The 26621-nt window shown below is 28.7% G+C and carries 28 protein-coding genes and 2 pseudogenes; 13 read left to right on the forward strand and 17 right to left on the reverse strand.

Annotated features, from left to right (window positions below; translation table 11 throughout):
- Nucleotide 1: 1 nt before the first annotated feature.
- Genes hisF through hisB form a run of 5 tightly spaced genes read right to left on the reverse strand, consistent with a single transcriptional unit; the run spans nucleotide 2 to nucleotide 3657 of the window.
- Nucleotides 2–757, reverse strand: a complete 756-nt coding sequence (gene hisF / locus ABXT53_RS07080) for an imidazole glycerol phosphate synthase subunit HisF (RefSeq protein ID WP_415290517.1) — start codon at nucleotides 755–757, stop codon at nucleotides 2–4.
- Nucleotides 750–1469: a 1-(5-phosphoribosyl)-5-[(5-phosphoribosylamino)methylideneamino]imidazole-4-carboxamide isomerase gene (hisA, locus tag ABXT53_RS07085; protein ID WP_415290518.1), complete on the reverse strand. Its 720-nt coding sequence runs from the start codon at nucleotides 1467–1469 to the stop codon at nucleotides 750–752. Before hisA ends, hisF begins: the two co-directional genes overlap by 8 nt.
- Nucleotides 1470–1472: 3 nt before the next feature.
- Entirely contained in the window at nucleotides 1473–2429 is a 957-nt protein-coding gene (locus ABXT53_RS07090; RefSeq protein ID WP_415290520.1) for a heparin lyase I family protein, read from the reverse strand.
- Between the two features lie 5 nt (nucleotides 2430–2434).
- The gene (gene hisH / locus ABXT53_RS07095; protein WP_415290522.1) at nucleotides 2435–3061 is read right to left on the reverse strand and encodes an imidazole glycerol phosphate synthase subunit HisH; all 627 of its coding nucleotides are present in this window, start codon (nucleotides 3059–3061) and stop codon (nucleotides 2435–2437) included.
- A gap of 5 nt (nucleotides 3062–3066) precedes the next feature.
- Nucleotides 3067–3657 carry an imidazoleglycerol-phosphate dehydratase HisB gene (gene hisB, locus ABXT53_RS07100; protein ID WP_415290523.1) on the reverse strand — a complete coding sequence of 197 codons (591 nt, stop codon included), beginning with the start codon at nucleotides 3655–3657 and terminating at the stop codon, nucleotides 3067–3069.
- Nucleotides 3658–3748: 91 nt separating this feature from the next.
- Here hisB and hslV point away from each other — a divergent pair, with 91 nt between their 5' ends.
- Together hslV and hslU are read left to right on the forward strand one after the other, a co-directional pair.
- A complete protein-coding gene (gene hslV / locus ABXT53_RS07105) occupies nucleotides 3749–4264 on the forward strand; it encodes an ATP-dependent protease subunit HslV (RefSeq protein WP_415290524.1) in 516 nt (171 codons plus the stop codon).
- Nucleotides 4264–5631 carry an ATP-dependent protease ATPase subunit HslU gene (gene hslU, locus ABXT53_RS07110; RefSeq protein WP_415290525.1) on the forward strand — a complete coding sequence of 456 codons (1368 nt, stop codon included), beginning with the start codon at nucleotides 4264–4266 and terminating at the stop codon, nucleotides 5629–5631. Before hslV ends, hslU begins: the two co-directional genes overlap by 1 nt.
- A gap of 5 nt (nucleotides 5632–5636) precedes the next feature.
- Here the strand turns inward: hslU and ABXT53_RS07115 are convergent, their stop codons facing one another.
- The 3 genes from ABXT53_RS07115 to ABXT53_RS07125 all read right to left on the reverse strand — a co-directional run bounded on the left by ABXT53_RS07115 (nucleotide 5637) and on the right by ABXT53_RS07125 (nucleotide 7767).
- Complete coding sequence (locus ABXT53_RS07115; RefSeq protein WP_415290527.1) at nucleotides 5637–6491, reverse strand: sulfotransferase domain-containing protein; 855 nt, start codon at nucleotides 6489–6491, stop codon at nucleotides 5637–5639.
- A gap of 163 nt (nucleotides 6492–6654) precedes the next feature.
- Nucleotides 6655–7173: a Smr/MutS family protein gene (locus ABXT53_RS07120; protein ID WP_415290529.1), complete on the reverse strand. Its 519-nt coding sequence runs from the start codon at nucleotides 7171–7173 to the stop codon at nucleotides 6655–6657.
- Entirely contained in the window at nucleotides 7174–7767 is a 594-nt protein-coding gene (locus ABXT53_RS07125; RefSeq protein ID WP_415290531.1) for a Tim44/TimA family putative adaptor protein, read from the reverse strand.
- Between the two features lie 58 nt (nucleotides 7768–7825).
- Between ABXT53_RS07125 and ABXT53_RS07130 the strand changes: the two genes are divergently transcribed.
- On the forward strand, nucleotides 7826–8248 hold the full coding sequence (locus tag ABXT53_RS07130) for an FxsA family protein (protein WP_415290533.1): 423 nt from the start codon (nucleotides 7826–7828) through the stop codon (nucleotides 8246–8248).
- On the forward strand, nucleotides 8232–8654 hold the full coding sequence (locus tag ABXT53_RS07135) for a protein-export chaperone SecB (protein ID WP_415290535.1): 423 nt from the start codon (nucleotides 8232–8234) through the stop codon (nucleotides 8652–8654). The genes ABXT53_RS07130 and ABXT53_RS07135 overlap by 17 nt, the downstream gene beginning before the upstream one ends.
- On the opposite strand, the gene dnaQ is transcribed toward ABXT53_RS07135, so the two are convergent.
- From dnaQ to ABXT53_RS07160, 5 genes are read right to left on the reverse strand one after another with little or no spacing between them, the layout of a single operon-like run.
- Entirely contained in the window at nucleotides 8647–9318 is a 672-nt protein-coding gene (dnaQ, locus tag ABXT53_RS07140) for a DNA polymerase III subunit epsilon (RefSeq protein WP_415290537.1), read from the reverse strand. The genes ABXT53_RS07135 and dnaQ overlap by 8 nt on opposite strands.
- 1 nt (nucleotide 9319) lies before the next feature.
- Nucleotides 9320–9889 carry a dephospho-CoA kinase gene (coaE, locus tag ABXT53_RS07145; RefSeq protein WP_415290538.1) on the reverse strand — a complete coding sequence of 190 codons (570 nt, stop codon included), beginning with the start codon at nucleotides 9887–9889 and terminating at the stop codon, nucleotides 9320–9322.
- Nucleotides 9886–10683, reverse strand: coding sequence for a shikimate dehydrogenase (gene aroE / locus ABXT53_RS07150; protein WP_415290540.1), 798 nt, complete (start codon nucleotides 10681–10683; stop codon nucleotides 9886–9888). The genes coaE and aroE overlap by 4 nt, the downstream gene beginning before the upstream one ends.
- Nucleotides 10680–11267 carry a Maf family protein gene (locus tag ABXT53_RS07155; protein ID WP_415290541.1) on the reverse strand — a complete coding sequence of 196 codons (588 nt, stop codon included), beginning with the start codon at nucleotides 11265–11267 and terminating at the stop codon, nucleotides 10680–10682. Before ABXT53_RS07155 ends, aroE begins: the two co-directional genes overlap by 4 nt.
- Nucleotides 11260–12084 (reverse strand): pyruvate, water dikinase regulatory protein, encoded by an 825-nt coding sequence (locus ABXT53_RS07160; RefSeq protein ID WP_415290543.1) that lies wholly within the window; start codon nucleotides 12082–12084, stop codon nucleotides 11260–11262. Before ABXT53_RS07160 ends, ABXT53_RS07155 begins: the two co-directional genes overlap by 8 nt.
- Before the next feature lie 284 nt (nucleotides 12085–12368).
- Here ABXT53_RS07160 and hemE point away from each other — a divergent pair, with 284 nt between their 5' ends.
- The 9 genes and pseudogenes from hemE (at nucleotide 12369) to ABXT53_RS07205 (ending at nucleotide 21895) form a co-directional block, all read left to right on the forward strand.
- A complete protein-coding gene (gene hemE / locus ABXT53_RS07165; RefSeq protein WP_415290544.1) occupies nucleotides 12369–13370 on the forward strand; it encodes a uroporphyrinogen decarboxylase in 1002 nt (333 codons plus the stop codon).
- A complete protein-coding gene (gene hemH / locus ABXT53_RS07170; protein WP_415290546.1) occupies nucleotides 13371–14405 on the forward strand; it encodes a ferrochelatase in 1035 nt (344 codons plus the stop codon).
- Nucleotides 14398–14832 (forward strand): protoporphyrinogen oxidase HemJ, encoded by a 435-nt coding sequence (gene hemJ, locus ABXT53_RS07175; protein ID WP_415290548.1) that lies wholly within the window; start codon nucleotides 14398–14400, stop codon nucleotides 14830–14832. Before hemH ends, hemJ begins: the two co-directional genes overlap by 8 nt.
- A 67-nt stretch (nucleotides 14833–14899) precedes the next feature.
- Entirely contained in the window at nucleotides 14900–16168 is a 1269-nt protein-coding gene (gene rho, locus ABXT53_RS07180) for a transcription termination factor Rho (protein WP_415290550.1), read from the forward strand.
- A gap of 68 nt (nucleotides 16169–16236) precedes the next feature.
- Nucleotides 16237–17568, forward strand: coding sequence for a tRNA uridine-5-carboxymethylaminomethyl(34) synthesis GTPase MnmE (gene mnmE, locus ABXT53_RS07185; RefSeq protein WP_415290552.1), 1332 nt, complete (start codon nucleotides 16237–16239; stop codon nucleotides 17566–17568).
- Between the two features lie 166 nt (nucleotides 17569–17734).
- Entirely contained in the window at nucleotides 17735–19606 is a 1872-nt protein-coding gene (gene mnmG, locus ABXT53_RS07190) for a tRNA uridine-5-carboxymethylaminomethyl(34) synthesis enzyme MnmG (RefSeq protein ID WP_415290554.1), read from the forward strand.
- On the forward strand, nucleotides 19606–20253 hold the full coding sequence (locus ABXT53_RS07195; protein WP_415290556.1) for a 16S rRNA (guanine(527)-N(7))-methyltransferase RsmG: 648 nt from the start codon (nucleotides 19606–19608) through the stop codon (nucleotides 20251–20253). Before mnmG ends, ABXT53_RS07195 begins: the two co-directional genes overlap by 1 nt.
- Nucleotides 20254–21047 (forward strand): annotated as a pseudogene (locus tag ABXT53_RS07200) (ParA family protein). It begins immediately after the preceding gene.
- Nucleotides 21047–21895, forward strand: a complete 849-nt coding sequence (locus ABXT53_RS07205; protein ID WP_415290557.1) for a ParB/RepB/Spo0J family partition protein — start codon at nucleotides 21047–21049, stop codon at nucleotides 21893–21895. The pseudogene ABXT53_RS07200 and the gene ABXT53_RS07205 overlap by 1 nt, the downstream one beginning before the upstream one ends.
- Here the strand turns inward: ABXT53_RS07205 and holA are convergent.
- From holA to ABXT53_RS07225, 4 genes and pseudogenes are all read right to left on the reverse strand, one after another.
- The gene (gene holA / locus ABXT53_RS07210; RefSeq protein WP_415290559.1) at nucleotides 21885–22880 is read right to left on the reverse strand and encodes a DNA polymerase III subunit delta; all 996 of its coding nucleotides are present in this window, start codon (nucleotides 22878–22880) and stop codon (nucleotides 21885–21887) included. The genes ABXT53_RS07205 and holA overlap by 11 nt on opposite strands.
- Nucleotides 22877–23347 carry a hypothetical protein gene (locus ABXT53_RS07215; protein WP_415290561.1) on the reverse strand — a complete coding sequence of 157 codons (471 nt, stop codon included), beginning with the start codon at nucleotides 23345–23347 and terminating at the stop codon, nucleotides 22877–22879. Before ABXT53_RS07215 ends, holA begins: the two co-directional genes overlap by 4 nt.
- Nucleotides 23344–25880, reverse strand: a pseudogene (leuS, locus tag ABXT53_RS07220) (leucine--tRNA ligase). The gene ABXT53_RS07215 and the pseudogene leuS overlap by 4 nt, the downstream one beginning before the upstream one ends.
- Before the next feature lie 62 nt (nucleotides 25881–25942).
- Nucleotides 25943–26473, reverse strand: a complete 531-nt coding sequence (locus tag ABXT53_RS07225; protein WP_415290563.1) for a DUF3576 domain-containing protein — start codon at nucleotides 26471–26473, stop codon at nucleotides 25943–25945.
- Nucleotides 26474–26621: the final 148 nt, after the last annotated feature.

The raw sequence follows: 26621 nt of genomic DNA on the forward strand, positions 1-26621 counted from the left end.
TCTAAATCCTAACGGGAATCCCTTTTAAATTCAAATATTGTTTAGCTTCATTAATGGAGTGCGTTCCGTAATGAAAAATTGAGGCTGCTAGTACAGCGCTAGCATTGCCAAGCTTTATACCATCCACTAGGTGATCCAAGTTACCTACTCCACCTGAAGCAATCACGGGTATATTAACTGTTGAAGATATTTTAAACATTAAGTCATTATCATAGCCAATTTGAGTGCCATCTCTATCCATAGATGTAACTAATAATTCTCCTGCTCCATTATCTTCCATTTTTTTTGCAAATTCTGTTGCATCTATACTTGTGTTGTTTCTCCCGCCATGAGTAAAAACCTCCCATTTATTGCCATTTTTTTTAGCATCTATTGCTATAACAATACATTGTGATCCAAATTTTTTTGAACTTTCAATTATCATTTCAGGGTTTTGTACAGCTGCAGTATTGATTGAAACTTTATCTGCTCCACAATTTAATAGTTTATTAATGTCCTCAACTCCCCTAACCCCACCACCAACCGTTAAGGGCACAAAGCATTTTTTAGATGTTCTTTCAACCACATCATAAATTGTGTCTCTATTTTCATTTGAAGCTGTAATATCTAAAAAACAAATCTCATCAGCACCACCATCACTATAAATTTTAGCTTGTTCAACTGGATCACCCGCATCCTTTAAATCTACAAAGTTAATTCCTTTAACAACTCGCCCATTTTTAACATCTAAACAGGGTATAATTCTATTTTTAAGCATCTAATTCTCTCACTAATTCATCTAATTTAATGTCACCATCATATATAGCTTTACCAACTATTATTCCTTCAATATTTTTTAAACCTTTTGCTTTTTTAATGTCATCAATTGAAGACACCCCTCCTGAAATAATTACTGGGCAATTAGATACATTTGCAACATTGGCTGTTTCTTCAAAATTAGGACTTTGTTTGGTGCCATCTCTATTTATATCTGTATAAATTAATCTGCTAGCTCCATAATCATTTACTTCTTTTAAAAAATCTAAAGTCAATTGATTAGAATTTTCCTTCCATCCTGAAACTGACAAGTATCCATCTTTAGCATCTAGACCTAAAGCAATTTTATTTGGAAATTTTTGACATGCTTCTTTTAAAAAATTTTTATCTTTTATAGCTGCACTTCCTAAAATAACTTTTTCAACTCCTGCATCTGTATATTTCTGAATACTATCAATAGTTCTAACACCACCCCCTACTTCAACTTTTAAATCAAATTTAAGAACTATTTCTTTAATAATATTCAGGTTAACTGTCTCTCCTGTTAAGGCACCATCTAAATCAACAATGTGTAAATTTTTAAAACCATGATCTTTGTATTTACCAGCTTGATCAACTGGTGACATTTCATATTCAGTTTTGTTATCAAAGTCTCCCTTAACTAATCTTACACATTTTTTATCTTTTATATCTATTGCAGGAAAAATTTTCACAATTTACTTCATTTTAATTTCAGGTAATGGCTTTTTCCATTTGATTGATTTAGATATTTTCTTTCCATGGGTTTTGTCTCTCCAAAAGCTTTTTTTAAACCTCACATAAGAAACTGAGTCTTTAATATCTGATGAGTAAGAACATTTTTCTTGATCTAATATTTCATCACATTTATCACTAAATCCAAATTCCTTTACTGTCACTGACTGAGTTGGGATTGTTTCTAAAGACATTTGCTCAAGCCATCTATAAAACCCCCACTTAAATGTGTATCCATTTCCTATTGTAAAATTAGGACCATAGACCTCGAATATTCTTTTGTCGTCCAGCCATCCAATAATTTCACCATTTTCTTTTTTAGAAGCTAATATTTTAAGACTAAGTGTTCTGTAGTCTTTATAATCCTCAACATAACCAAGATAAAATTTATATCCAATTTTATCAAAATTAGAATTATCTGGATCTCCTTGAAGATAAAATACCTCTTTTGTAAAGTTTATTTGATGAAAAAGTCGATTACCAGAATATTGGAATTTCATCCATGGTAAGAGTCTCGAATTTCCCTTGTTAGCAATAACTTGAAATAGTGAGCCACCTAAATTATTTTTAACAGGAAATTCATTTAGTTTAAATTTGTATTTAACATAAACTGGTTTTTCAAATTTTCTTGGTTTTTTAGCATTTGCCATTTCCCATCTTTGATTTCTTTCACCAGTTCTTCCCCAATCATCTTTGTGTCCTTTAAACTTAGTATCTAAAGTAATTTTTATGGCTTTTCCGTTTTCATCTTCAATAATTGATAGAGCTTTTTTTTTAGATATTGATCTAGTATCATTTACTAGCTCTTTTTTTGCTTTACCTATTAAGACTTCTTTTTTTAAAAATTTGTAAGGATTTTCTTTAGCATTAACTAATGTAAAATTTAAAAAAGTAATTAAAATAACAAATATAATTCTCATAATAGTTACAAACCTATAAAATTTTCAATTATTTGTAATCCAATTTTATCGCTCTTTTCAGGGTGAAACTGAGTTCCAAAAATGTTTTCCTTTTCAACAGCACAAACAATATTTGATGAATAATCTGTTGTTGCTGAAATTACGTCTTTATTTTCTGGAATAAACTCGTAACTATGTACAAAATACATATGTGATTTATTTTCTATATCCTTAAAAATCTTGCTTTCTTTAATAATATTAATTTCGTTCCAACCAATGTGTGGGAGTTTGAATTTATTGTTTTGATTATCAATTTTTGATACTTTTCCTGAAATCCAACCAAGGCCTTTTGTTTCACTTTCTTCATAACCGATATCTGCAAACATCTGTAAACCTACACAAATTCCAAGAAGAGGTTTTTTATTAGTTATTGCAAACTCATTGAGTGTCTCTACCAAGCCATTTATACCATTTAATGCATCAACACAGCTCTTGAACGACCCTTGTCCTGGTAAAACTACCTTATCACTTGATTTAATCTTATTTAAATCTGAAGTCACTTCGATATTAACTTTGTCTTTGGCAGCTTCTTTAAAGGAATTTATTACAGAGCTGATATTTCCTGAATTATAATCAACAATTGTGACATTCATTAAACTTATAATGAGCCTTTAGTTGATGGAATGCTCTTTTTATTTCTAGGGTCTATTTCTAAAGCTGTTCTTAATGACCTTGCTAGAGCCTTATAACAAGACTCAATTATATGATGACTATTATCTCCATAAATATTTTCCATGTGCAGAGTTATTCCTGCTGATTGAGAAAATGCTTGAAACCATTCTTTAAAAAGCTCTGTGTCCATCTCACCAAGTCTTTCTACTTTTAATTTAACTTTCCATATTAAATAAGGTCTATTCGAAACATCGATTGCAACTCTTGTTAATGTTTCATCCATTGGAATCATTGCATGAGCATATCTTTTAATTCCTTTAAAATCTTTCAGCGCTTTTTTTAAAGCCTCACCTATTGCTATTCCACTATCTTCAGTTGTGTGGTGAAGATCTATATGAGTGTCACCTTTTGCTTTAACTTTTAAATCAATTAGTGAATGCTTTGATAGTTGTTCAAGCATATGATCTAAGAAACCTATTCCAGTATCAATTTTATATTGACCCTTGCCATCAATATTAACTTCAACACTAATACTGGTTTCTTTTGTTTTTCTGGAAACTTTTCCTATTCTGCTCATAATATATAATATGTATATAGGGATTAATTAACTATATCAATATTTGCAATCTACTACTTGAAGAATAAAAATTAATATCCATTTATAATCTATGACTACAATAGTACTTATTAGAAAAAACAATGAAGTGGTGGTTGCAGGAGATGGTCAAGTTAGTATGGGCAATACTGTTATAAAAAGCACTGCTGCAAAAGTTAGAAAAATTGAAAAAAGAAATGTAATAGCTGGGTTTGCTGGATCAACTGCAGATGCATTAACTCTGTTTGAAAGATTAGAAGCAAAACTTGAAAAGCATGCTGGTAATCTTCCAAGAGCAGCTGTCGAGTTAGCAAAAGATTGGCGAACAGACAAATATTTACGAAGACTGGAAGCTTTAATGGCTATTGGTGATAAAGAAAATAGCTTTATAATTTCAGGAACTGGTGATGTGTTAGAGCCAGAGGGTGATGCCATAGGTATAGGATCGGGTGGAAATTATGCTTTAGCTGCTGCTAAAGTTTTATTAGATACAGATTTGGGTGCTGAAGAAGTTGCAAGAAAAGCAATTCAAGTTGCATCTGAAATTTGTGTATTTACTAATAATAATATTAAAATTGAAAAAATTTAATGAAAGATACAAACGTTACACCTTTTCCAAAAGAAAAAACTGAAAAGAAAGATAACTCTTTAGTTAGTTCTTTGTCTCCTAGAGAAATAGTTTCCGAATTAGATAGATATGTTGTTGGACAAAATAAAGCTAAAAAAGCAGTCGCTATTGCTCTAAGAAATAGATGGAGAAGACAGGCTTTAAAAGGTGAAATGAAAGACGAAGTTTTACCTAAAAATATTTTAATGATCGGACCAACAGGGGTTGGTAAAACAGAAATTTCTAGAAGACTATCTAAGTTGGCTGAAGCTCCTTTTGTAAAGGTAGAAGCCACAAGATTTACTGAGGTTGGGTATGTTGGGAGAGATGTTGAGCAAATTATAAGAGATCTACTTGAAATTGCAATTGCAATGGAGAAAGTAAAGAAAAGAAAAGAAGTTCATGCAAAAGCTCAAAAATTAGCAGAAGAAAAAGTTTTGGATGCTCTGGTTGGAAATAAAGCAAGCCTTGCTACTAGAGAAAGTTTTAGAAAAAGATTAAGAGATGGTGATTTAGATGATAATGAAATTGAAATTGCAGTAAACGATAGTGGCTCTCAAGCTGCTTTTGAAATTCCTGGAATGCCCGGAGCAAACATTGGAATGATAAATATTGGAGAGATGATTGGAAAATCTGTTGGGAGTAAACAGAAAAAGAAAAAAATGACTGTTAAAGAATCTCATGAAATTTTAATTAACGATGAAGCTGACAGGTTAATAGAAGAAGACAAAATCATAAAATCAGCAAAAGATTCAACGGAAAATAATGGAATAGTTTTTTTAGATGAAATTGATAAAATTTCAGGGAGAACAGATAGATCTGGTGGAGATGTGTCTCGAGAAGGAGTACAAAGAGATCTACTTCCTCTAATTGAAGGAACAACAGTAAGTACAAAATACGGTACGATTAAAACCGATCATATTTTATTTATTGCCTCTGGCGCATTCCAACTAGCAAAACCTTCGGACCTACTACCAGAATTACAGGGTAGATTACCAATAAGAGTTGAACTTGAAGCTTTAACTAGTGATGATTTTAAAAGAATTCTTAAAGAACCAGATTATAGTTTAATCAAGCAATATGTTGCTCTTTTAAAAACAGAAAATGTTGAACTAGAATTTTCTGATGACGGTATAGATGCGATTGCCAATATGGCTTCAGAAGTTAACAATACTGTAGAAAATATTGGTGCAAGAAGACTGCATACTATTATCGAAAGAATTTTAGATGATATTAGTTTTACTGCAACAGATAGAGCTGGTGAAAAAATTATAATAGATTCTAAATATGTAAAACAAAATCTAGATGAACTTGTTAAAGATACGGATTTATCTAAATTTATTCTTTAAAAGAATTACAAATATCCAAGTTCTTTCATTTCTTCTTTAAAGGCATTTTCTATTTTTTCTTTAATTTTTGGATCAATCAATTTTTTCCAATTATTTTTTTTTCCTAAATTAAAAAAGGTTTTCTTTTTTCCTGTAGTTGGATCAATTACATTTTCATCAAACCCCAATTCATTCTCTAGCATCTTCATTCTCTCAAAAGAAGTTGAGTCTATTACATTTTTAAATTTAACTTTATTTATCCCAAAAAATTTTTTGTTTAGTCTATAAATAAATTTTAACATTTTAAGTAACACTTCTTCCTTCTTGTTTATAAGATCCTCATATTTAATTAGTAAATATTTTCCCTGGGACTTGAAAGACTTCCAACTTTTATAATTACTCGCCCATGTTCCCCTATAAACAGTGGTTCGATTTGCTTGATGAAAGCTATTTAAGTTTCCTATAAAGCGCCAATCATTAATAAGTGTTTCTGCGGCTTGATCAATAAATGATGAATTGTGATTGGCTAATGAAGTTACAACATTTCTAGGGTCTCTTACAATATAAATTACTCCTAATGAATTATTTAAATCTGTAAAAGCATTGTTTTCAATATTGAAAAGATAGCTGTGTGTTTTTAAAAATTGTGTAGATTCTTTTTTGTTAATCGATTGCTGTACTCTAATATAATTCGCAATTACTTCTTTTTCATTTTTTATGTCAATACCCAAATTTTCAAATAATGCAATAATTGGAAACTGATTAATATTTTTTGTTAAACTAAAATCATAAACTCCATCCTTAGAAAAGAAATAGGATGCTAGCATTGACCTAACTAAAGTATTTCCACTTTTAGGATATGAAGCTAACCAAATAAACATATATAAATAAATTATTATCGTAAATTTATTAATGTGTAAAATTAAATGATTTAATTTCAACCAAACTAGCATTTTTTATTCGGCTTAAAAGTTGTCTATTTTTTATCAATCTTTCTTTTTTAAAAATTTAATTTTTGCTTAATTGTATTCGTTTCTTAAATTACTACTTAAATTTATTTTTGTTTTTAATGTAAATATAAAAAGCTCCACTACCACCATCCTCGATTTTAGCGTCTGTAGTTTCAATAATAAGTCGTGTTAAACTTTTATTTTTTTCAATAAATTCTGGAACTGAATATTTTAGTATACTCAAATCCTTTGAGAGGTAAGGATTTTCAACATTTTTAGATCTTAATCCTTTGCCTGTAATCACAATTATTTTAGTAACACTTTCATCAAAACATTTTTGAATAAATTGTTCTATGGCCTTATTTGCTTCTTCGATTGTATAACCATGAAGATCTATTTTTTTTATCTTCTCATATCTTATATTTTTTTTATGAACAAAATCTTTATTAGGAATTTTCTCTTTAGTGTTCAGAAAGTTTTCCCAGTCCTGCTTATCTTTGTCTGGGTTATTTATATCTTTTTTTTTTACAGAATTTTTATTTAGATTTTTTTTTTTGTTGTCTAGGAAATTTTCCCAATCTTCTTTATCTCTTTCTGTTATCTTCTTAATCAATTAGGTAATAGTATTAATTAACAACCAATTTGGATTTGATGATTTAATATCTTTTGAAAAAACCCAAGTATCGTAAACAGTTTTTATTTTCTCACTATCCCCTGACACAATCTTTTTATCTTTATCTTTTATGCATGTTATAATTTCACTAACAAAATCCACAGTAACTTCTAAGCTGTCTTCAATTTTTTTATGATTTTTAATTACAGCTGACATAATCCCTATAAAAGTTATTTCAGCAAAATGGCCTTTATCAGCTCTATCTTCAAGCGCCTCTTTAAACTGATCATAAATTTTTTTACCCAAAAGCGGTTTGCTTGCTATAAGCTTGTTATCACTATCACTAAAATCTGTAATAATTGTTTCATATGCAATTTTTGCACCTTTTAAAAATTCTTTTTGTGATACTTCGTCAAATTTTTCATTAACTGGTTTTGTAGCTATATTTGTTTTTTGAAATTCTTTTTCAAATTGTGGTGGTATTTTTCCTTCAAAACCAGTTTTTTTACCAAGTATTCCCCTTAGACGAAGAAAGATAAAACCAGCAATCATTGCTAAAAGGATAATATCTATATATTCAAAACTATAACTCATGAGTTAATAATATTTACTATGTTGATTAATTACAACTAGCAATTTAGAATAAGGACAAATGAACACATTTTTATTATTACTAATTGGCATTCCTATTATTGAGATTTATTTGTTTATCAAGCTGGGCTCTCAAATTGGAGCCTTTAACACGATTTTACTTATCTTTATTACGGCTTTTTTTGGCATTATCTACGCCAGATATGAAGGTTTTAACACTCTAAGATCAGGAATTTCTCAAATGGTAAAAAATGAACTTCCAGTTTATGAGATCATTTCAGGTGCAGCTTTAGCGTTTGCAGCCCTACTTTTAATTTTACCTGGTTTTGCAACAGACTTCTTGGGTTTATTAATAATATTTCCACCGACAAGAAAATTGATATTTAAAAGGGTATCTATTAAACAAAAACCTGTAGATAAAAAACAAGATTTTATTAATGGTGAGTTTGAAGATATAGAGGATGAAAATGACAGAAAATTATAAGATCATTAGTAACTTTATTAAAGATATGTCAAGTGAAACACCTGACACGCAAACATACATATTCACAAAAGATAAAATTTCTAAATACAGATTAAATATTGATATTAATTCAAAAGCATTAAAGGCTGGGATTATTGAAGTCAACACAATCATAAAATTTTCAGATCAGCCTGAAGTTTTAAAAAAAGCACATTTTGAGATAACATATACATCGATAGTTAAGATAGATGAAAAAGTTTCTGATAAAAAAGAAATGGAAAAAATTATTCTATGTGACGTGCCAAATAAAATTTACCCTGACTTAGAGAGAATATTTTTAAATTTATTAACCGACTCTGGTTATCCAGGGGTAAAATTTGAAAAAAAAGTTGATTTTACAGAATTGTATAAACAGAGGGCTAATTAAAAAAATTTTTCTTTAGATTATTTTTTAAATATTCTTTATGAAACTTAAGTTCTACCTCTGATGGCTTAACTACTTTTTTATAATACTGGTTTGTATCATTTGAATTTATTATTATTTTTTTATCATCTTCGTTTTTGAAGTTTAAAGTTGGTTCTTTTTGATCAAGAAGATTAATATAAACTTTAGCTAATAGATCACAGTCAATAAGAGCCGTATGTTGTGTTCTTTTTGAATTATCTACTCTGTACCTTTTGCACAATGCATCAAGACTTATTGGAGAGCCTGGAAATTTATCCCTGGCTAAAGCAAGCGTGTCTACAACGTTCTCACTGTTTAATTTCTTCTTACCTAGCAATGCTAATTCGTTGTTTAAATGAGATAAGTCAAATTCAGCGTTGTGTATTACAAGTCTCTTATTTTCTATGAAGCCCAAAAACTCATCCACTATTTCTATAAACTTTTTGTGGGTAGATAAAAATTCATCCGTATAACCATGAACTTCTAGAGCTTTTTTAGAGACCTTTCTTTCAGGATTAAGATAACAATGAAATTTATTTTTGGTTGGTATCAAGTTTTCTAACTCAATACATCCAATTTCTACAATTCTATGTCCATCTCTAACAGATAGTCCTGTTGTTTCAGTATCTAGTATTACTTCTTTCATTTTATATAATTTTTTTTAAAATTTTTATTACTCTTACCTTAACAAATTTATTAGTAAAATTATTTTTAATAATATGATTAGATTTTTTCTTTTTATAACTAAGGGGTAACTGTATTTTTTTAAATTGATTATATAAATTTAAATTAAAATTATCTCTTTTTTTTAGTCTTTTTATGATCTCACTTTTTTTTGATTGAACAAAAACTATTATATCACTTTTCTGGTTTAGCTTATTTTCTAATAAAAGAGGGATGTCTAAAATTATGGCCTTTCTTTTTTTGTTTTTTTTTAAAAAAATAGATAATTTTTTTCTAACTTCTGGATGAATAATTTTAGTAATTTTTCTTAAATTTTTTTCACTATCCTCTATTGCTTTTATAATTTGTATTTTATTTGCTGGAAATACTGAAAAATATTTAGGTAAACTTTTTTTTAATTTTTTAAAACAATTTTTGTTTTTTTTATATATACTTGCTACCTCTTGATCGGCATTAAAAACTGGGTAACCAAAGAGTTTAGCGATGTGACTTTTTCCAGAACCAATATCTCCTACCACTGCAATTTTAATCATATATCTAAAAGATTAATTGTTACATTATCTACTTCTGGAACAACTTTATGCCAGATGAAAAAAGCTTTTTGAGCCTGATAAATAAACATCATTTTACCATTTTTTGTTATTCCACCATACTTTTTTGCATTCTTTAAAAAGTTTGTTTCTGGTGGATTATAAATTATATCATAAAAAAATTTGTCTTTGCTTATTTGTTGGTAATTAATGTTAATTTCATCTTCCTCTTTTAATCCAACGCTTGTTGCGTTGATGATTATATCAAAATCTAAAATTTCTCCCCATTTAATTATTTTAATTTCTGGAAAGTTTTTCTTTAACTCTATTGCTTTTAATTCTGTTCGATTACTTAAATAAATTTTTTTAATTTGCATTTTTTTAAGAGCTATAATAATTGAAGGAACAACCCCACCTGCCCCAAGTATTAGAGCTTTTTTATTTTTAGTTTCTTGTTCTGTTTTTTCTAAACTAAGTTTAAAACCCTCAATATCAGTATTATCACCTATAATTTTATTATCTTTTTTATAGATTGTATTAACTGATTGAGAAATTTCTGCTTCTTCACTTAACTCATCTAAAAAAGGTATAACCATCTTTTTAAATGGTACGGTTATATTTATCCCTTGAATTTTTTCTTCCCTAATATTAAAAATTAAACCTTCTATATCATTATTATTCAAAAGCCTTTTTTCATAAACTGCATCAATTTTATATTTTTTTATCCAATAATTATGTAGTTTTGGTGACAAGCTATGGTCAATTGGATTTCCTATAACTAAAAATTTTTTTTTCATTTTATAATATTAAGATATTCTTTAATTTTTTTAACTGGAAGGCCCATGATGGTATCTTTATCCCCTTCTATTTTTGAAAATAAATTTCTTCCTTCTCCTTCAATTTGATAAACGTTATAAGCATAGAGATCCTCATCAGAAATTTTTTTCAAATAATTCTCTAGTTCCAAAAAAGTCATATTTTTCATGGTTAATGAAGCTTTATCTGTGTAATTCCATATCATAGATCCACCCTTTGAAATACAAACTGAACTTATCAATTGATGAGTTTTTCCATTCATCCTTTTTAGTATTTCTAGTGCTTCTGCTCTATTGTTTGGCTTTGATATTATTTCACCTTCTAAATCTATTACGCTATCTGCTCCAAGCACCATTTCTTCTATAAATTTTTGGCTGATTTTGTTGGCCTTTAATTCTGCTAAATTTTTTGAAATAATTGTTGGAGATGCTCTTTCTTTTAGTAGACTTTCTTTGACACTATCCTCATCCACACCAGATGGCTCTATTTTACACTGAATATTATTTTCTTCTAGAATTTTTTTTCTCACACCGCTTTTTGATGCTAGTATAATTTCATTAACCATTATTTTTATTTATTTCATATATCTTAATTATTGATGCTGCGGTTTCTTCTACTGATTTTCTAGTAACATCAATTATTGGCCATTGGTACTTGGTAAATGTTTTTTTAGCCTCATTAATTTCTTTTTCAATTTTACTAATATTTGTATAGTTTGTATTTTCTTTTTCTTTAAGAGCATTCATCCTATTTTTTCTAATATCAACTAGTCGCTGAGGTTCGGTTGTTAATCCAACTACACAAGAAAGTTTAGGATTCTTTTTTAAATTTTCTGGTATTGATTGTTCGTTTACTAAAGGGATATTTAAAGTTTTATAACCTTTGTTGGCTAAATAAATTGATGTTGGTGTTTTGCTTGTTCTACTTACACCTAATAATATCAGGTCTGCTTTACCTATGTCTTCAACAAGATTTCCATCATCATGGGCCATAGTAAACTGGATAGCTTCAATTCTTTCATAATACTCATCGTTTAAAGCGTGCTGTCCACTCGGAACGTGAGATGCCTTTTGATTTAAAAGTTTAGAGAAGTTCATTATTAAATTTCCCAAAACACTGAAACATGGAATCTTTTTTTCATCTCCCTTATTTGCCAAAAACTTTGCAAGAGAGGTATCAACAATTGTGTATAAAATTATTGAATTATCATTTTTTTTTGCTTCATCCATTATTTTGGAAACTTGATTTTCTGTTCTTGTAAAAAAATAAGATTTAACATTATATTCTATGTTTTTGAATTGAGCCTTAATTGCTAGAAACACTCTATCCAGAGTCTCTCCAGTGGAGTCAGAAATAAGGTATATTTGATATGTATTACTCATGTATTAAAAGTTGATATTTAAGTATTATTTTTATCATTTTTTAAAATAATGATGTTTTTTATTTTTCACTGTAAAAACTCATTTTTATTAACATTAATAAACATGTGAACTATTAATATACATTTTATCTAATAAAATTAAATAAAGGCTTAATTTATAAAATATAATTCACTTCTATAAATTATTAATTGTTAATAAATCATGTATAAAATGTGTAAAACAATTAATTACCAATATTCACATACTATATAACTAATACTATAATTAAATATTTACTTATTATTATGACACCCATTCAAGAGACCATAATAAACAAAAAAACAACTAATTCTCCAATATGGTTAATGAGACAAGCAGGTAGATATCTTCCAGAGTTTAGAGAAATTAGAAAATTAAATCCAGACTTTGTCAATTTGTGTCTGAATGAAAATTTATCATCAGAAATTACTCTCCAACCTTTAAAAAGATTTGAGTTAGATGCAGCAATAATTTTTTCAGATATTTTAATGCTACCGTACGGATTAAATCAGAAAGTAGAATTTAAAAAAGATCTTGGTCCACAATTAGGTCCTTTAAATTTAGATCAAATATCTAAAGTAGATGAAATTGATTTTATAGAAAAATTATATCCAGTCTATAAATCAATTAAAAAAGTAAGCGAAAATAATTTAATTAAAAACAAAAATGTAATAGGCTTTGTTGGAGCACCGTGGACATTATTAGTTTATATGATTAATAAACATTCACCAAAAAAAGAGTTAATAAAAGATTTTTTTAAGGATGAGTTTTTAATAAACAGGATTTTAATAATTCTAGAAAAGTTTTTAAAACTACATATTGATCAGCAAATAAAAAGTGGTGCAACTGTTATTCAAATTTTTGATAGTTGGGCTGGTTTGTTGGAAGAAAAAGACCTACCAAACTATATTTATATTCCAACACTAAATTTAGTTGATTATGTAAAATCTTTAAACGTACCAGTGATCTGTTTTCCAAGAGGAGTAAAAGATTATAAAAATTATTGTGATATTGTTAAACCTGATGCTATTAATATTGACTATGATGTAAATCCAATATCTATATGTAAAGAAATAAATATACCTGTTCAAGGAGGACTTGATCCGAAGATATTGTTGACTGATAAAGAAAATTTGAAAAAAGAAACAAAAAGATATCTCGATGTATTCAAAGACCATCCATACATCTTTAACTTAGGGCACGGCGTATTGCCTCAAACAGATCCTAACATGGTGGATTATTTGGTGAAGATGGTAAAAGATTATTAAATGAAAAAAGCAATTATTTTATTTAATCTTGGGGGTCCAGATAAATTAGAAAATGTTAAACCCTTTTTATTTAATTTATTTAATGACCCAGCAATTTTAGATCTACCAACCTTTTTAAGATATCCACTAGCAAAGCTAATCTCTAATAGGAGAGCACCTGTTGCTAAAAAAATTTATGCAGAACTAGGCGGTTCATCACCCATATTAAAATTAACTAGAGAACAATCCGATGCTCTAGAAATAAAACTAAATCAAACGCAAGAAGAAGACGAATACAAGTGCTTTATCATAATGAGATGCTGGAATCCAAGAGCCGAAGATGTGATTAAAGATGTTCAATTATATGGCCCAGGCGAAGTTGTCTTAATGCCCCTGTATCCCCAATACTCCGCCGCAACATCAGGGTCTTCAATCAAAGAATGGCAAGACGTTTGTAGAAAAAATAACTATCATGTTAAAACAAGCACTATATGCTGTTACCCAACAGACCAAAATTTTATTAACGCTCATACAAAAGAGATAATAAAAAAAATTAAAGATCTTAAAAACTTTAAATTAATATTTTCTGCACACGGCTTACCAGAAAAAAATATTAAAAAAGGGGACCCTTATCAGTGGCAAGTAGAACAATCGGTTAAAAAAATAGTTGAGAATTTAAATGATGAGAACCTTGATTGGATTCTGAGTTATCAAAGTCGAGTTGGTCCACTAAAGTGGATAGGACCATCTACAGAAACTATAATTATTGAAAATTCCAAGATTGGCAAGCATATTGTTTTAGTCCCTATCGCATTTGTTTCTGAACACTCAGAAACTCTCGTTGAGCTTGATATAGAATATAAAGAAATAGCAGATGCTAATGGATGTAAAAATTATACAAGAGTTCCAGCACTTGGAATTAATGAGGATTTTATTAAAGCAATGTCAGAATTAATAATCAAGAAAAACGAATATAAAATTAACGATGATCTTTATCCACCAAAGATACAGTGTCCACTTAATTTTAAAAAATGTCCCTGTTTAAATTATGAATAATTATTTATTATTTAAGAGCCTACATTTAATAGTGGTAATCTCATGGATGGTAGGACTTTTATATTTACCTAGGATTTTTGTATACCATGTAGAAAATTTAAAAAATAAAAACACTTCTTCAGTATTTAAAACAATGGAAAGAAAATTATATTTTTACATCATGACACCAGCAATGATTTTATCCTGGATTTTTGGATTGATATTAATCTCTGTTATTGGCTTTGAAGTTATTTTAATACTTTGGTTAAAACTAAAATTAATATTAATAATTTTATTAACAATTTATCATTTCTATTTAGGAAAATTACTTAATGATTTTAAATTAGATCAAAATACAAAATCCTCTAAATTTTTTAGAATAATTAATGAAGTGCCAACAATATTGCTTATTTTGGTTGTTTTTATTGTTATATTTAAACCTATCTAAACTTGAAATACTCGTTAGAGTATATATATTCAAACTATCTAACAAATCTTAAACTCAATCCCTCAAAATGAATATTCAAGAACTTAAATTAAAATCGTCTGAACAATTAATAACTCAAGCAGAAGAGCTGGGTATTGAAAATGCTAGTACACTTAGAAAACAAGAAATTTTATTTGCTATATTAAAAAAAGTTGCAGAAAAAGAAGAGATAACAGGAGCTGGGGTTTTACAATTATTACAAGATGGTTTTGGTTTTTTAAGAGCAATGGAATCAAACTATTTAGCTGGACCAGACGATATTTATGTTAGTCCAAGTCAGATTAGGAAATTTGGTTTAAGAACAGGGGACACAGTTGAAGGTCCAGTCAGAGCACCGAAAGAAGGTGAAAGATATTTTGCATTATTACAAGTAGAAAAAATAAATTTTGAAGAGCCAGAAAAAGCTCGTCATAAAATTGCGTTTGATAATTTAACTCCTCTTTATCCAGATCAACAAATGGTCATGGAAGTTGAGACAACTAAGATTGAAAAAAAACCAGATTTAACCCCAAGATTAATTGACCTTGTAAGTCCTATTGGAAAAGGTCAAAGATCAATAATCATTTCTCCTCCTAAAGCCGGTAAGACAATGATTTTACAAAGTATTGCAAACTCAATAGCTAAAAATTATCCAGAAAGTTATTTGATGGTTTTGTTAATTGACGAAAGACCTGAAGAAGTAACTGATATGAAAAGAACAGTTAAGGGTGAGGTTATCAGTTCTACTTTTGATGAGCCTGCTTCAAGACATGTTGCTGTAGCTGAAATGGTAATTGAAAAAGCTAAAAGGCTAACTGAACATAAAAAAGATGTGGTAATTTTATTAGATTCAATCACAAGATTAGGTAGAGCTTATAATGCTGTAATCCCGAGTTCTGGAAAAGTATTAACAGGTGGAGTTGACGCGAATGCACTTCAAAGACCAAAAAGATTTTTTGGTGCTGCTAGAAATATTGAAGAAGGTGGATCTTTAACAATAATCTCAACAGCTTTGATTGATACAGGATCAAGAATGGATGAAGTTATTTTTGAAGAATTTAAAGGAACTGGAAATAGTGAAACAGTTCTGGATAGAAAAATTGCTGAAAGAAGAATTTATCCAGCAATCGATATAACTAAATCTGGAACAAGAAGAGAAGAATTATTGTTTGATAAAAATGATCTTTCAAAAATGAATGTGCTAAGAAGAATTATTAGTCCAATGGGAACAATGGATGCTATTGAATTTATTAATTCAAAACTTAAAGAAACAAAAAGTAATGCAGATTTTTTTAGCTCGATGAATAAACCAGCTTAACACTGTTACACCCTCACCTATTAATTTAAAGTTTTACAGAACCTCAAAATAGAAGCTATAATATTGTTATGACAATTTATGCTCTATCGACTGGACCTGGAATTTCTGGAATAGCAATTATTAGAGTTTCAGGAGAAGATACCAAAAAGGTAATTGAACTATTAACAAACACAACAATTCCAGAACCAAGAGTTGCGACATTAAGAAAAATCAATAAAATCAATACTTCTGAGCTTATTGATGAAGGCATAATACTGTGGTTTCCTAGCCCTGAGAGCTACACTGGTGAGGATATGGCCGAATTACATATACATGGAAGTAAAGCAGTAATTGATGCTCTACACGCCTCTATTTCAGAAGTAGAGAATTGTAGACTAGCCGAGCCGGGTGAGTTTACAAAATTGGCATTTCAAAATGGAAAAATAAATTTACTGAAAGCAGAAAGTATTGCAGATTTAATTTCAGCAGAAACTGAAATTCAAAGACAACAAGCAATAAAAATCATGAATGGAAAATCTGCAGATAAATTTAATAGTTTAAGAGAAAAACTTTTAAAAATTTTATCACACGTTGAAGCAAAAATAGATTTTCCAGATGAAGACCTACCCGAAGATATTTTGAAAAATATTAAAAAAATTTCCAATGAAGTAATTTTAAATATAAAAAAAATTTTAAATGATCAGAAAGTTGGTGAAAGAATTAGAGAAGGTTTTAAGATCGCAATCATAGGACCAACTAATGCTGGAAAATCTAGTTTACTAAATCACCTTTCAAATCGAGATGCAGCGATCGTTTCAGAAATAGCTGGAACAACAAGAGATGTAATTGAGACACACTTAAATATTGATGGTTATCCAGTTGTAGTTTCCGACACTGCAGGAATTAGAGATTCTAAAAATGAAATAGAAAAAAAAGGAATAAAGTTAGCACTTGATAAGGCAGAAAATGCAGATCTAAAGTTGATCGTAATAGACGCTAAAAGTATCAATTTTAAAGGAGTTTTGAAGGAATTGATTGATGAAAATGCAATACTTGTAGTTAATAAATCTGACCTTCTAAAAGAAGATTTAAATTCTGAAATAAAAAATTATGAACATGTTTTAATTTCAGTAAAAAATAATCTCAACCTAGAAGATTTAATTTTAAAGATTAAAAACAAATTAAAAAATAAATTTATCACAAGTGAAGATATTTTAATTACTCGTGAAAGGCACAGACAACATCTTGAACAAAGCTTAAATTATTTGAAAAACTTTGAAGAAAAAAATGAAGCTGAAGACTTTGATAAAGCTGCAGAAGATCTTCGTTTAGCAACACGACATTTAGGAATGATTGTTGGAAAAGTAGATGTTGAAGAGATATTAGGTAGTATTTTCAACGATTTTTGCATTGGAAAATAATTAACATTTAAAGGGTTTTTTTAGCCTATTTTCATCATTTCTGTTGATAACCATAACTAATCTGTCAATTTTAATTATTAAAACATAGCCAGAATTGTCTTAACAAGTATTTCTTAAAAAAATACTGTCTGCTTGTAAATATTTATATCGGTTATAAATTTAACTTATGAAAAATGATTTATCATTTGAGGTAGTAGTTATTGGAGGAGGACACGCTGGTTGTGAAGCTGCAGCAGCGTCTGCACGTCTTGGAGTTAACACTGCCTTATTCACACACAAAATTGAGACCATAGGAGAGATGTCTTGTAACCCAGCGATAGGTGGTCTTGGTAAAGGTCATCTAGTTAGAGAAATAGACGCTTTAGATGGTGTGATGGGAGAGGTTGCTGATAAATCAGGTATACAATTTAGATTATTAAACAGAAGTAGAGGGCCTGCAGTGCAAGGACCAAGAACACAATCAGACAGATTTTTGTATCGTAAATATATGCAAAAAAAATTGTTAAACTATTGTAATTTAAACATTTTTTCAGATCCAGTAATAAGATTTATTTTTGATAAAAACACTATAAGTGGTTTTGAAACAAAGTCAGGTAAAAAAATTTTATGTGGCAAGCTAATCTTAACAACAGGCACATTCTTGAATGGTTTGATTCATATTGGTGATGAGAGAACACCAGCTGGAAGGTTTGATGAGAAGCCTTCAACAGGGTTAAGTGAGCAACTTGAAAAATATGATTTCAAGATAGGAAGACTTAAGACAGGGACACCACCAAGGCTTGATGCTAGAACAATTAAGTATGATAATTTAGAAGAACAGTTTGCAGATGAAGACCCTTACTTTTTTTCTTTCTTAACTAAAAAAATTTTAAACAAACAAGTGTCATGTCGAATGACCTATACGAATGAAAAGGTTCATAAGATAATTCAAAAAAATTTAAAAAGAAGTGCGATGTACTCAGGAAGCATACAGGGAGTTGGTCCAAGATATTGTCCTTCAATTGAGGATAAGATAGTAAAGTTTGCAGATAAGGACCGCCACCAGATATATTTAGAGCCTGAGGGGCTAAATGACTACACAATATACCCAAATGGAATATCTACCTCACTACCTGAGGATATACAGCAAGAAATATGTAATAATATCAGTGGTTTAGAAAGTGTTAAAATAATTAGACCAGGATACGCTATAGAATATGATTATATTGACCCCAGAGAACTATTTTTAACCCTTGAGACTAAAAAAATTCAAAATTTATACCTTGCTGGCCAAATAAATGGGACAACTGGTTATGAGGAAGCAGCTGCTCAAGGTTTAATAGCTGGAATTAATGCTGCGTTATCTTTTAAGAAAGAAGAGCCGTTCATTTTGGATAGATCAGATGCCTATATTGGAGTTATGATAGATGATTTAGTAACAAAGGGTGTTACAGAACCTTATAGAATGTTTACCTCAAGAGCTGAATATAGACTAAGTTTAAGAGCAGATAATGCTGACCAAAGATTAACAAATAAAGGAATTGAAATTGGATTAATATCAAAAGAAAGAGAAGATCTTTTTAAAGATAAAGAACATAAATTAGGAATAATATCTAAAATAATGTCAGAATCATCAATATCACCAACAAAAATAAAGAAATTTGATATTAAAATTGCAAAAGACGGTATTTTAAGAAAATCTAATGAAATATTAACTCAAAAAGGCGTTGATATGAAAAAAATAAGAGAAATTTGGCCTAAAATTCCTTTTTTTGATGAAAAAATAGATGAGCAAATTGAAATAAATGCTCACTATAGAGGATATCTAAAAAAACAAAAAGCAGATATATTAGCCTTTAAAAGAGATGAAAATTTAGTTATACCTGAAAAAGTTAATTATGATGATCTTTCTGGACTATCAAATGAAGTTAAAGCTAAATTTAAACAAATAAAACCAAAAACTATGGGACAAGCACTAAGAATTGATGGAATAACTCCAGCTGCTGTATATATTTTGTTGTCACATGTAAAAAGAAAGTCTATTAAGCTTATAGCTTAATGGAAGAAATTTTTAAAAAATATCCACTACTAAAAGACCAAAATGTTCCACGTGAAACATTAATTGAGTTTGAGCTATTCATATCAATGCTTCAGCAAGAAAATGAAAAAATTAACATAATAAGTAAAGAAACTGCTCAAAAAGAAGTAATTAGAGAACGTCACATATCTGATTCAGCACAAATCATTGAATTTGTTGACATAAATAGTAATATAATAACAGATATAGGTTCAGGTGGAGGTATGCCAGGTATAATTATATCAATTATGATTAAAAACCAGAAAAATATAGCCAAAGTTCATTTATATGAAAAAAGTCATCATAAAAGCTCTTTTTTAAGAAAAGCATCTAGAGATTTAAGATTAAACACTGAAGTCATGCAAGAAAATATTTTTGAAGCACAAAATTTAGAGTCGGGTACAATAATGGCAAGAGCTTTTAAACCTTTACCTATAATTTTGGATTTAGTTTATAAAAATTTTAGCAGTTACAAAAATTTAATTGTCTTCATGGGAAAAAATGGTGAAAAAGTTTTAGAAGAAACTTTAATAAATTGGAATTTTGATTTTGAAAAGAAAAAAAGTATTACAAGTGAAAATTCGTTTTTATTAAATATAAAAAATATTAAAAAAAACATTAAAAATTAAATGCAAATTATTTCTGTAATAAATCAAAAGGGTGGGGTTGGAAAAACAACAACAGTAATTAATCTTGCAGCAGGTTTAGCTCAACAAGAGAAAAAAGTTTTAGTAATCGACCTTGACCCCCAAGGAAATGCTACCACAGGACTTGGACTATCCAATTTAGAAAATTCGACAGATACTATTTATGGAGTGCTGAATGGAACAAAAGCAATTTCTGATGTGATTAGAAAAACAGAGTTCAAAAATTTAGATATAATTACTTCAAATGTAGATTTATCTGGGCTTGAGGTTGAGACAGCTGATGACAACATGAGAGCCTTCATTTTAAAACGCGAATTAACCGCCTATTTAAATGATTCTAGAGCAACTTATGATTATGTACTTATAGATTGCCCACCTTCACTAAGTTTGCTTACAGTCATGGCTTTAGTGTCTTCTGATTCATTACTAGTGCCACTGCAGACTGAATTTTTTGCTTTAGAGGGATTAACCCAGCTAATGAAAACCATAGAACGAATAAAAGTTAATTTAAATCCTGAATTAAAAATTAGAGGCATACTTTTAACAATGTTTGATAAAAGAAATAGGTTATCTATACAGGTAGAAAAAGAAGCAAGAGATTATTTCCATGAAAAAGTCTATCTAACAGTGATCCCAAGAAACGTCAGGCTGTCGGAGGCCCATCACATGGCATGCCAGTTTTGATGTACGACAAATCTTGTCCAGGCAGCAAATCATATTTTAACTTTACAGATGAATTTATTAATCAAGAACAAAAAATAGGGAGCGCAGCATAGTGGATACAAATAAAATAAAAAAAGGTCTAGGTAGAGGTTTGTCGTCTTTAATAGGTGAAACAAAAACAGAAATAGATACTAATAAAATTTCTATAAGTGATCTTGTAAGCAATAAATTTCAACCAAGGAAAACATTTGATGAAGAAAGTTTACAAGATTTAACAAACTCAATAAAAGAGAGAGGTATTATTCAGCCAATTATTGTTAGAAAGTCTCGTGAGGATAGCTCTAAGTATGAGATAATTGCAGGAGAGAGAAGGTGGTTATCAGCACAAAAAGCAGGATTACACGAAGTACCAGTTGTTATTATTGATGTTGATGACTTAAAATCTTTGGAATTTGCAATTGTCGAAAATGTTCAAAGAAATGATTTAAATGCAATTGAAGAAGCACGTGGTTATCAACGTCTTATCGAAGAATTTTCTTATGACCAAGAAAAAGTAGCACAATTCATTGGAAAAAGTAGAAGCCATATTGCAAATTTTTTAAGGTTATTAAACCTTCCAGAAGTAGTTTTAAAGTTAATAGAAACTCAAAAATTAACAGCAGGACATGCAAAAATTCTAGTAGGTCTGAATAATGCAGAATTTGTAGCAAATAAAATAATTGAAAAAAAATTATCTGTTAGACAATCAGAAAATTTTGTTAAAATTTTTAAGGCTAAGAAACATTCTCTTAAACCTTCCAAAGATATAAATTTACAGACTCTAGAGACTTCAATTAGAGAAAAAATCGGTCTTAATGTTTTAATTAAAAATAAAAAAAATAATTCAGGATCTTTGTTGTTGGAATATAAAGATTTAGATCAGCTAAATAAAATAATTGAAATAATAAAATCTAATTATTAGTTTTTCTTGAATTATTAATAATAAAATCTGCTAATATATTTTTAGCAACGGCTGAGTTTTTTTTAATTAAAAGTTCAATTTCATTAGTTTTATAAACTAAATTTATTAAATGATTTTTGTTCCAAGATCTTATTTGTTGAATAATAAGTGGCTTATCCTTCCAGAAAATTGGTGGTTTATATGTTGAAATTGCTTGTTCAATAGTATTCTTTTCGCCAACTAACTCATAAATTTTAACTAGTCTTTTCAATCTAGCCAACAAGGTTCTAATAATTATAATATTATCTTCATCTGAGTAGTTGTTTTCATTCAAAATAGTAACAGTTTTCTTTGTATTTTTGGCTAGTGAATGATCCACAAGCTCCGAAGCACTATAATTATCTGCAAGGTTGGTTAGTTTAATTATTTCTTGAATATTTAAGTTTTTTTTATTTAATGAAAAATTTGCAATCTTTTCTAATTCGTTATTAAGATTTTTTCTGTCACCCCTACTTCTTTCTATTAAGATATTAACTAATTGTTGAGATATTGGAATTTTTTTATTTCTAAAAAAAAGACTAATAATAGAATTCAAAGTTTGATTATTGTCTTCATAAAACGGGATACATATAATTGATTTTTCTTTTTCAAAGAGCTTTCTTAAAGTAGATTTCTTTTCAAGATTTTTTGAATTTAAAATAAATTGAATATTTTCTGGATTTTTTTCTATTAACTCTTCTATGACACCTCTAATCTTATCAGTAGCTCTATTTATAATTATAAGTTTTTCATTATCGAAGAAAGATTTTGTAAGGATGCTATTAAAAAAATTATCACTGTTATCTAATATTTCTTTTTCTTCGTATCTATGAATTTTATTTAGATAATTTTTTTCAAATAAATTTTTTATTGTTTCTTCTTTTAAACCTTCATTGTCTCCATAAAATAGATAATAATTATAATTACCTAACTTTAATTTATTTAGCTCAAATGATTTTAATATCATTGAATATTAGATAATTTTAAAATCAATTTATCTGAAGCTATCTCAGCTAAATTGTTTCTTATTTCTCTTTCATATGTTTTTAAATCAAACTTATTATCAATATTATTATAATTAAAACTCTCAACAATTTGTAAATTATTTTTAAAATTATTTTCTATTAAAACTTCGACATTAACTATTATTGTATTTTTAAAACTGGTAGGGTCTCCAGATGTATTTTTTGCAAGGACTGCTTTATCTGTAATAGTTGATATCTTTAGAGTAAAATTTTTATCTTTTTTAGTTAAAGTATAATTATTTAGTCTTTGTTTTATTTTTAGATTTATATCTCTATCACCATTTAAAGTTATTTGATTTATAGAAAAATCATAATTAATAGAATTTTTTTTAGAATGGATGGCTTCGTAACCACAAGAAGATAAAAATAAAAATAAAATTAAAGTAAAAGTTTTTTTTAACACTATCATAGTATAATATTTATCAATCTATTTGACACAAAAATTGTTTTTTGTATTTTTTGATCCTTTATGAGTTTTTTGGTCTGTGTATTCAATTTAATTTCGTTTAAGATTTCATTTTCATCTACATCTCTTTTAACCTTTAAAAGTGCTCTTTTTTTACCATTTATTTGTATCACAAAATTTATTTCTTCTTCTACCAGATCTTCTTTTGATACTGTCGGCCAATTCATCAATTTTTCTTTTTGATCAAGATAACTCAAACATTCACTTGTAAAGTGAGGAATAAATGGGCTCATCAATACTAAAATTTTTCTATAGTTTTTTATTAAAATCTCTTTTTTTGTAGGTTTTTCAATTTCTTTAATTAAGAAATTATACATCTCATAAAGGTTAGCAACAATTACATTGTAGTGAAATTTTTCTAAGTTTTGGGTTACTTTATAAATTAGTTGGTTGGTAAATTTAGTTAAATTTTTGTTTTCATTAACCTGATCATTATTCTTAACCTTCTCTAAAATTTTAGAATTTAACACCCATAATTTTTGGACAAATTTGAATGATGCCATCATACCTTGATCAGACCACTGAACATCTTTTTCTGGAGGACTGTCTGATAAAATAAACAGTCTGACAGAATCTGCTCCATAATTTTTAATTATACTTTCAGGGTCTATAGTATTTTTTTTTGATTTTGACATAGATTCTGTTGGTCCAACGATTACTTCTTTAGAATCATCTTTTTTGAAAAATCTTTTACCATCTTCAGAAGATACTTCTTCGGGGCTTAACCATGCATTGTTTTGATCTTTATATGTTTCATGACAAACCATTCCCTGTGTAAACAAACCATTAAACGGTTCTTTTAATTTAAAATCAGGATTTTTATATGAAATAGCTTGCATAAAAAATCTTGAATATAGTAAGTGTAAAATAGCATGCTCAACCCCTCCAATATACTGGTCAACCGGCATCCAATAATCAACTTCTTCTTGTGTGAAGCCATGATTAATATTTTTAGGAGAACAAAAACGTAGAAAATACCAAGAAGAATCAACGAACGTATCTAAAGTATCAGTTTCTCGTCTATATTTTTTTCCATTTAAAATAAAATATTTCCATTCATCTTCAGAATCTAGGGGGTTACCAGTATTACTTAATTTTTTGATTTCTGGAAGTTTAACAGGTAGCATATCTTTTGGAATTTTAATGGCTTGATTATTTTCATCATAAGCAATTGGAATTGGGCAGCCCCAATATCTTTGTCTTGAAATACCCCAATCTTTTAATCGATAGTTAATTTTTTTCTTTCCTAAACTATTCTTTTCAAGAAATTCTATTGTTTTAATAATAGACTCACTTGGAACTTTTAAATCATTAAGAAACTTTGAATTATAAAGATATCCCTCACCTGTATAAGCTTCACTGTTTATTTTGAAGTCTTTATTTTTTTCAGGCTTAACAACGGGTGTAATTTTTAAATTATATTTTTTTGCAAAGTCTAAATCTCTTTGATCATGTGCAGGACAACCAAAAACTGCACCCAAACCATAATCCATCAATACAAAATTTGCAAAATAAATGGGTACTTTAATATTTTTGTCTAGTGGATTAATTGCAATTAAATCTGTTTTAAAACCAAGTTTTTCAGCAGAGGCAATAGATTCTTCAGTAGTGCCAGATTTAGAGCACTCTTTCTTAAATTCTTGAAATTTTTTATCTTCCTCATAATATTTTGCTAAAGGGTGATCGACCGAAAGAGCAAGAAAAGAAAAGCCAAACAAAGTGTCGGGTCTTGTTGTATAACACTTTATACTTTCAATAGGCTTGTCACTTTCAACCTTAAACTCTACCTCACAACCAAAAGATTTACCTATCCAGTTCTTTTGCATGACTTTTACTTTGTTGGCCAGTTATTTAAAGTCTCTAAGCCTTGTAAAAGTTCTTCAGAAAATTTTGATATGTTAAAAAACCATTGATTTAGCTTCTTTCTTTCAACAATTGCCCCAGATCTCCAACCTTTGCCGTCTACCACCTGTTCATTAGCCAATACTGTTTGATCAACCGGATCCCAGTTAACATAATTTTCTTTTCTGTAAACCAAACCTTTATCATAGAGATCTAAAAAAAACTCTTGTTGGTGTTTGTAATAGTCAGGTGAACAAGTTGAAATTTCTTTATCCCAATCAATGGATAGTCCAAGTTTTTTAAGCTGAGACCTCATAGTTTCAATATTTGACTCAGTCCAGGTCTTAGGGTCTAAATTATTTTGCCTTGCTGCATTTTCAGCAGGCATTCCAAAGGAGTCCCATCCCATGGGATGAAGAACATTGTAACCTTGTAGAGCCTTAAAACGCGCGAGTACATCACCAATTGTGTAGTTTCTAACATGCCCCATATGAATTTTACCCGAGGGGTAGGGAAACATTTCAAGACAGTAAAATTTTTTTTTATTTTTTTTTATTGAGGTTGAAAATACTTTTTCGTCCATCCAGTACTTTTGCCACTTTTCTTCTATAATTTTAAAGTTATATCTATCCACAAAATTAAATTTTGTTAAATGTTGTTTTTATGATTTTTAGATTATTGATTGAGCCTGATAGTTTATTTTTTTGTACTTTCTTCTTTATAAATTGCAGCTATTTTTAAAATCTTTTCTTTTAATTCAGGAATTAAATTACCAGTTTTTTCAGACACAGTACAATTAGATTGTTTCAAACATTTTCTATTAAAGACTTTAATGTCTAAAGCATCTGATCTTATTTCATTTGTTAAAAATCTAATAGAAATTTTAATACTTTCATTAGATTTTTGATCGGTCGAATACCAATCTGTAATTATAATTCCTCCACTATAATTAACTGATACCAACGGCATAAAATCAATTACATCAAGAGAGGCTCTCCAAAGTTCATTGGAGCTTGCAAACTCAAATGTTCCACCTCCACCAATGGCACCACCTAAGTCTTGCACTCTGAATCCTCGACCTTCATCAAGGTTTTTTTGAACTCTTTTTTTAGGATCTGAGTCATATACTCTTGCATCTGCACCTGGTAGTTTATTTGCACACGAAATGAAAAAAACGGAAGATATGACCAAAAAAAAGAGTGTTTTTAGGTTTTTTGGTGAAATCATAATTAATTTTTAGTTAATTTAGCATCTTTATACATTATATTATGAAAAACACTAAAATATAAGGAAATTCATCATTTTAAAATGATGTAAAAATACAACAGTCATTAAATTTGTCAAAAAAATGAGGTATTTTTTATAAAAATTCTTG

Source organism: Candidatus Pelagibacter sp. Uisw_136 (genome assembly GCF_047720275.1).
GTDB lineage: Bacteria > Pseudomonadota > Alphaproteobacteria > Pelagibacterales > Pelagibacteraceae > Pelagibacter.

Bases quoted from the DNA above. Each gene is read 5' to 3' on its own strand.
- hslV (WP_415290524.1), top strand. From the start codon at position 3,749: ATGACTACAATAGTACTTATTAGAAAAAACAATGAAGTGGTGGTTGCA.
- ABXT53_RS07115 (WP_415290527.1), bottom strand. From the start codon at position 6,491: ATGTTTATTTGGTTAGCTTCATATCCTAAAAGTGGAAATACTTTAGTT.
- ABXT53_RS07195 (WP_415290556.1), top strand. From the start codon at position 19,606: ATGGAAGAAATTTTTAAAAAATATCCACTACTAAAAGACCAAAATGTT.
- ABXT53_RS07125 (WP_415290531.1), bottom strand. From the start codon at position 7,767: ATGAGTTATAGTTTTGAATATATAGATATTATCCTTTTAGCAATGATT.
- ABXT53_RS07225 (WP_415290563.1), bottom strand. From the start codon at position 26,473: ATGATTTCACCAAAAAACCTAAAAACACTCTTTTTTTTGGTCATATCT.
- ABXT53_RS07090 (WP_415290520.1), bottom strand. From the start codon at position 2,429: ATGAGAATTATATTTGTTATTTTAATTACTTTTTTAAATTTTACATTA.
- hisB (WP_415290523.1), bottom strand. From the start codon at position 3,657: ATGAGCAGAATAGGAAAAGTTTCCAGAAAAACAAAAGAAACCAGTATT.
- hisH (WP_415290522.1), bottom strand. From the start codon at position 3,061: ATGAATGTCACAATTGTTGATTATAATTCAGGAAATATCAGCTCTGTA.
- hemJ (WP_415290548.1), top strand. From the start codon at position 14,398: ATGAATAATTATTTATTATTTAAGAGCCTACATTTAATAGTGGTAATC.
- hemE (WP_415290544.1), top strand. From the start codon at position 12,369: ATGACACCCATTCAAGAGACCATAATAAACAAAAAAACAACTAATTCT.
- ABXT53_RS07160 (WP_415290543.1), bottom strand. From the start codon at position 12,084: ATGAGTAATACATATCAAATATACCTTATTTCTGACTCCACTGGAGAG.
- coaE (WP_415290538.1), bottom strand. From the start codon at position 9,889: ATGATTAAAATTGCAGTGGTAGGAGATATTGGTTCTGGAAAAAGTCAC.
- aroE (WP_415290540.1), bottom strand. From the start codon at position 10,683: ATGAAAAAAAAATTTTTAGTTATAGGAAATCCAATTGACCATAGCTTG.
- hslU (WP_415290525.1), top strand. From the start codon at position 4,264: ATGAAAGATACAAACGTTACACCTTTTCCAAAAGAAAAAACTGAAAAG.
- mnmG (WP_415290554.1), top strand. From the start codon at position 17,735: ATGAAAAATGATTTATCATTTGAGGTAGTAGTTATTGGAGGAGGACAC.
- dnaQ (WP_415290537.1), bottom strand. From the start codon at position 9,318: ATGAAAGAAGTAATACTAGATACTGAAACAACAGGACTATCTGTTAGA.
- ABXT53_RS07135 (WP_415290535.1), top strand. From the start codon at position 8,232: ATGACAGAAAATTATAAGATCATTAGTAACTTTATTAAAGATATGTCA.
- hisF (WP_415290517.1), bottom strand. From the start codon at position 757: ATGCTTAAAAATAGAATTATACCCTGTTTAGATGTTAAAAATGGGCGA.
- rho (WP_415290550.1), top strand. From the start codon at position 14,900: ATGAATATTCAAGAACTTAAATTAAAATCGTCTGAACAATTAATAACT.
- mnmE (WP_415290552.1), top strand. From the start codon at position 16,237: ATGACAATTTATGCTCTATCGACTGGACCTGGAATTTCTGGAATAGCA.
- holA (WP_415290559.1), bottom strand. From the start codon at position 22,880: ATGATATTAAAATCATTTGAGCTAAATAAATTAAAGTTAGGTAATTAT.
- ABXT53_RS07155 (WP_415290541.1), bottom strand. From the start codon at position 11,267: ATGGTTAATGAAATTATACTAGCATCAAAAAGCGGTGTGAGAAAAAAA.
- ABXT53_RS07215 (WP_415290561.1), bottom strand. From the start codon at position 23,347: ATGATAGTGTTAAAAAAAACTTTTACTTTAATTTTATTTTTATTTTTA.
- ABXT53_RS07130 (WP_415290533.1), top strand. From the start codon at position 7,826: ATGAACACATTTTTATTATTACTAATTGGCATTCCTATTATTGAGATT.
- hemH (WP_415290546.1), top strand. From the start codon at position 13,371: ATGAAAAAAGCAATTATTTTATTTAATCTTGGGGGTCCAGATAAATTA.